5 protein-coding genes are annotated in these 4,865 nt (G+C 45.1%); 4 read left to right on the top strand and 1 reads right to left on the bottom strand.

The features are described from left to right. Positions 1-204, top strand: a 204-nt coding sequence (locus tag CCU_RS08685) for a hypothetical protein (RefSeq protein ID WP_208896122.1), incomplete at its 5' end; no start/stop codon positions are given. A 130-nt stretch (positions 205-334) separates the two neighbouring features. Here the strand turns inward: CCU_RS08685 and CCU_RS08680 are convergent. Next, positions 335-853, bottom strand: a complete 519-nt coding sequence (locus tag CCU_RS08680) for a peptidylprolyl isomerase (protein WP_015534342.1) — start codon at positions 851-853, stop codon at positions 335-337. A gap of 94 nt (positions 854-947) precedes the next feature. On the opposite strand from CCU_RS08680, the gene mltG reads away from it, so the two are divergent. The 3 genes from mltG to CCU_RS08665 all read left to right on the top strand — a co-directional run. Further along, positions 948-2,081, top strand: coding sequence for an endolytic transglycosylase MltG (gene mltG, locus CCU_RS08675; RefSeq protein ID WP_161171484.1), 1,134 nt, complete (start codon positions 948-950; stop codon positions 2,079-2,081). 157 nt (positions 2,082-2,238) lie between these two features. Continuing rightward, the gene (locus CCU_RS08670) at positions 2,239-3,879 is read left to right on the top strand and encodes a DUF6382 domain-containing protein (protein WP_015534341.1); all 1,641 of its coding nucleotides are present in this window, start codon (positions 2,239-2,241) and stop codon (positions 3,877-3,879) included. A 116-nt stretch (positions 3,880-3,995) separates the two neighbouring features. Continuing rightward, a partial coding sequence (locus CCU_RS08665) for a DUF6382 domain-containing protein (RefSeq protein WP_208896121.1) occupies positions 3,996-4,865 on the top strand: 870 nt, incomplete at its 3' end.

Here is a 4,865-nt window from a genome sequence, read left to right as displayed (position 1 = left end):
TTTGCCGGTGTGTGTGCTATGTATGTATTGTCGGCCTACTATACAGTGTGGTATCTGCCGGGAAATTATACCATGTGGCAGAGGACATCGTATATAGAGGTGGACGGCGTTAATCCGGCCAGCGGACTGGTGCTTTCGGCAGGGATGATCCTGATATCTTTGATCGGTGGACTTATGTATTTTGACAGGAAGGATATATTGTGAGACTGTGAACTATAATAAAGGGAGAACGGTACAGATGCAAAAAGACGTCTGTACTGCTCTCCCTTTAAATTTGTTTAATAAACAGGTTTTCTGTTTTCAAATTCCTGTATATGGGTTATAATACTTTCGATTAAGCCTTTACAGGTTCAGGATAATCAACACCGAAGGTTTCGACTGTTACAGTCTTCATCTTCTGTTCCTGACGAGGCTTGTCATTGTAGTCAGTTGGCACATTTGCAATCTTGTCTACGATGTCAAGTCCCTCGATAACCTTACCGAAGGCAGCGTAAGCACCGTCCAGATGAGGAGATGTCTTATGCATGATAAAGAACTGTGAACCTGCTGAGTCAGGCATCATGGAACGGGCCATTGACAGCACTCCGGGAGTGTGGGCCAGATCGTTCTTGAATCCGTTCTGTGAGAATTCACCTTTGATTGAGTATCCAGGACCGCCGATGCCGATTCCCTGAGGGTCTCCACCCTGTATCATGAAGCCTTTTATTACACGATGGAAGATTATTCCGTCATAGAAGCCTTTCTTGATCAGTGAGATGAAGTTGTTTACAGTGTTTGGAGCAATGTCAGGATAGAGTTCTGCTTTCATGACATCGCCATTTTCCATAGTGATAGTAACTATTGGATTTGCCATGTATATCATTCCTTTCTTGGTATAAGATAGGGTAATGATAACATCAGTTAACAGAACAGGCAAATGAAATTTGCAGATACAGAAGGAGAAAGAGATGGATTGGAGAAACATAGCAAGACCCGTTATTATAATAGCGCTGGCGGTATGTCTGGTGCTGTTCGGGGTATACAAGGTTAAGGAGACGTATACCGGATTTATGCAGGAATACGAGGGCACCTACAGTGCCGGCGGCGGAGAGAAGATCGAGGTTACCATACCTGAGGATACATCTGTCAAGGAGGCAGCATCTATACTTAAAGATGCGGGGCTTATAAAGTATAAGCTTGCATTCCAGCTCAGAATGACCGGCTCGCAGTACAGCCACAGTCTTCAGCCGGGTACTTACACACTCACAACAGGTATGTCGACATTGGATATGATAAAGACTCTGTGTTACGTGGAGTCGACCAGAGAGGTAAAATATACACTGACAGTTCCTGAGGGATTTACGGTTGAACAGATCGCTGACAGATGCGAGGAGCTGGGCTTCTGCTCTGCAAAGGAGTTCCTTGAGGCGTGCAAGTCGGGAGAGTTTGAGTATCCGTTTGAGATACCTTCATCGGAAGTCAAGTACGCATTACAGGGCTTCCTGTTCCCTGCTACTTACGACATATATGCAGATATGACTCCAAAGGAGCTCATACAGGACATGATAGACAAGTTTAACAGCATTTACACAGATGACTTCAGGAAGAAGGCAGAGGAGCTTGGATATACAGATTTTGAGGTTCTCACCATGGCTTCCATAGTTGAGAAGGAGTGTAAGCTGGATTCAGACAGAGCGATGGTTGCGGGAGTATTTATCAACAGATTGAATGATGACATGCCTCTTCAGGTAGATCCATCTGTTCTCTATGTTGTGACTGACGGTCAGTACAATCAGGCAGAACTGTCATATGATGATCTGGAGGTTGATTCACCGTACAATACCTACAAGTACACAGGACTTCCTGTCGGCCCTATATGTAATCCGGGCGAGGCATCCATAGAGGGTGTCCTGAATGCGGTTAAGCATGATTACTACTACTACCTGACATCAGATGAGAGCCAGGGAGCATGTATCTTTAATAAGACATACGAGGGACATCTTGCTGACATAGAAAAGGCTGATGCAGCCAAGGCGGAAAAGGAAGCTACAGAGGGTGATGGATCAGAAGATGGCTCCGATGAAAGCACTGATTCAGAGTAAAAAAATATAGACAAAATTATATAGCGAAAATTATCTAAAAGGGTATAAACTGCTTGCGATATATAGACTTTTTATATATAATAAAGGAGTATGTACCCTTTTGGGTTTTTATGCATCTAGTTATGCGCTTATGGAGGTGCGATAGGAGGAATATTTGATGAGGAAAATAAGTTTCAAGGTAAGAAATATCGGCTCTGAGAAATATTTGTCATATATTCTGAATGATGATTGTGAGTTTGACGAGGAGTTATTGGATTATCTGGAGGAGAACCGGATTCCTGAGCTCATTGATATCATTTATGAAGAGGATGATGAGAACGATTATCTTACATATAACGTTACAGGCAGGACAACGGTTGACGCACTCCTTTCGAATACGGTAAATGCTGAGAAGATATTGGGGATAATCAGAGGGGTAGCTTCTGGTATAGTTAATTTACGTGATCTTGGAATACCGGCATCATATGTGGTTCTTCACAAGGAGTTTACATATGTTAATCCGGTTACATACGATGTTGGAATGTTATGTGTTCCAGTTGAGTCAGAAGCCAATATCAATGCCGAATTCAGGATGTTCGCAAAGGACTTGCTGACGAGCGTTATTTATGATGACAGTGAGGATTGCAACTATGTGGCAAAGCTTCTCAATCTGTTGAATGCGGATAAGTTCACAGTGAGAAACTTCTATGCACAGCTCACAGAGCTTATGGAGTCTGCAGGAATGCAGGTGGAGGAGAACTTCGTTGATATAGGTTCAGATATGTCGGTTTCACAGTCTTCAGTTGACACGGCGGCATCTGATACAAGTATGGATGATCTGCCTGAGTTTGAGGACGTGTCATTTGGCGATGATGAGGAAGACGAGCTTGATGAGGTAGAGGAGATCAGTGACGAGGCGGCCGCAGCGAATGCGATATTCAAGGATCTTGATCTTGATTCGGATGAGACGAAGAAAGAGAATGTATCAAGCGAGATAGATATGTCGGTATTTGATGACAGCGTTCTTGAGGAGCTCGAGTTAGATGAGAGCCTTGATGAGGAAGAAGAGGATGACGAGGAGGGCATGACAGAGGCTCTCACATCAGATATGGCAGTACATGAGCCATCAGGACTTACAGAGGTTGCAAAGGCTGCCGATGGAGTTACGGAGGTTGAGCTTGACAAGAAGGATGAGCAGAAGCCGGTTCTGATATCTACGGACGAGCTTATGGATAATCCACCTGTTGTTAAGAATATCAAGATCAACCGTGCGAAGATCATACAGAAGGCGGTTGCTGAGACAGAGGAAGCTCAGATAGATAACCCTACAGAACAGATAGTTGCACCACAGTTCATGGACGGTGACCAGCCGGAGCCTGAGACGAATATGGATCCGGTGAAGGAGAAGGCAGAGGAGCCTGAGCAGAAGGGCACAGGAAGCACTGTTGAGCTGACCGGAGGAATGAACGTAGTTAAGGATACCGAACCTGAGAAGGCAGCGGTTAACAGGAACGCTCCAAAGGCTATGCCATATATAGTCCGTGTCAACACAGGCGAGCGAGTTATGGTCAACAAGGCTGTGTTCAAGATAGGAAAGGCGGCAAGAGGTGTTGATTACCATGTCGGTGGTAATGGTGCCATCAGCAAGGTACATGTCATCATCTACCAGAGAGAGGATGGATGTTATCTGAAGGATAACAAGGCGACAAATGGCACATATCTCAACGGAGCGCGCCTGGATGAGAATGCAGAGCAGAAGCTTTCAAACGATGCCATGATAAGCATCGGTGGAGAGGACTTTATCTTCAAATTAAGTTAATATACACCACCCACGATGTGGGACAAGAGCAGGTAGCAATACCTGCTTTTGGTGTTTGAATGAAGAAATAATTTTTGACGGAAAATATGCGGATTTAGACGAAAGGGATTGAAAAAATGAACAGAGAAAAGGTTGTTGTAGTTCCGGCGGGGGAAACTTACAGAGTGAGTTACAGTCTGGATATCAGTGATGTGATAGATGCTAAAGTGTATGATATGAGCAGAAGCGGATCTATGCCTGAGATGGCACCGTGTGACATGCAGGAGAATGCCGGAGTCAGGGTGTTCAATTATCAGATCGATGACAAGAAACCTCTTGCGGAGATACTGAGACAGGAGATGAACAAGAAGGAGATACTCACACTTCTGTACAACATTCTGCATGCACTGGAGATGTTTGGTAAGAATATGGTTTCGCTCAGCTATGTTGCAAGGGACGAGCAGTGTGTATTTGTATCGCCTGAGACATACGATGTCTGCTTTATTGTCGCTCCGGTACAGAAGGAAGTGACAGATCTCAACGATGTCAGAGCATTTGTGAAGTCGGTGATAGTTGATGCGAGATACTCAGAGAATGACAATGACAATTACGTAGCACGCCTTATAAACTGTGCGAATATGAGAGGTACATTTTCAAACTCGGACATGAAGAACGAGGTTAAGGCGATGCTTGCAGAAGCAGGCATAGACGCTGCTGAGATAGACAGGATGAAGGAGCTTTCCACAAATGCTCCAAAGGGTGGCAACAGCCACATACTTCGAGGTGAGTCACCTAAGGTGAGCAGACTCGAGGTTATGAGAAATAATGCGAGAATGAATGGATATGCACAGCCGATGGGACCAAACGGCCAGATGCCAAACGGAATGCCACCGATGGGAATGCCACCGATGGGCATGCCACCGATGGGACCGAACGGCCCGATGGGATCAAATGGTCAGATGCCGAATGGCCAGGTCCCGAACGGAATGCCACCGATGGGCATGCCG

The organism is Coprococcus sp. ART55/1 (genome assembly GCF_000210595.1).
GTDB classification, from domain to species: domain Bacteria; phylum Bacillota; class Clostridia; order Lachnospirales; family Lachnospiraceae; genus Coprococcus; species Coprococcus aceti.
The sequence above is the reverse complement of the archived record's forward strand: the minus strand, read 5'-3'. Positions and strand labels throughout refer to the sequence as shown.

Bases quoted from the DNA above. Each gene is read 5' to 3' on its own strand.
- CCU_RS08680 (WP_015534342.1), bottom strand. From the start codon at position 853: ATGGCAAATCCAATAGTTACTATCACTATGGAAAATGGCGATGTCATG.
- mltG (WP_161171484.1), top strand. From the start codon at position 948: ATGGATTGGAGAAACATAGCAAGACCCGTTATTATAATAGCGCTGGCG.
- CCU_RS08670 (WP_015534341.1), top strand. From the start codon at position 2,239: ATGAGGAAAATAAGTTTCAAGGTAAGAAATATCGGCTCTGAGAAATAT.